This is a genomic window from Neisseria sp. P0001.S005 (assembly GCF_051963715.1).
On the sequence record NZ_JBQCTZ010000837.1, the window covers coordinates 1 to 341 of the forward strand.

General features: G+C 55.7%; 1 other RNA gene. It reads right to left on the reverse strand.

Going from position 1 to position 341, the window contains the following annotated elements:
- Positions 1-43: 43 nt before the first annotated feature.
- Positions 44-341: RNase P RNA component class A (gene rnpB, locus ACTHSP_RS23120), an RNA gene on the reverse strand; the annotation flags it as partial.

The window sequence follows — 341 nt, forward strand, 5'->3', positions numbered from 1 at the left end:
ATAAAAATGCGGCAGGTTTTAAAAACCTGCCGCGGTATGGGGACATACAGCTCGGACGGTAAGCCGGGTTCTGTCGCGGACAGTCATTCCTCTAGGCACATCATTGCTGGTGTGCTCAAGCAACCTACCCGAACGCTCGGCGAGCAGCGTCATCGCGTTCTGTTTGGTCTTGCTCCGAATGGGGTTTAGCCTGCTGCGCTTTGTTACCAAATGCACGGTGCGCTCTTACCGCACCTTTTCACCCTTACCTGTTTTGCCCGAAGGCAATCATCGGCGGTATTGCTTTCTGTTCCACTTTCCGTCGCGTTGCCGCGCCCGGCCGTTAGCCGGCATTCTGCTCT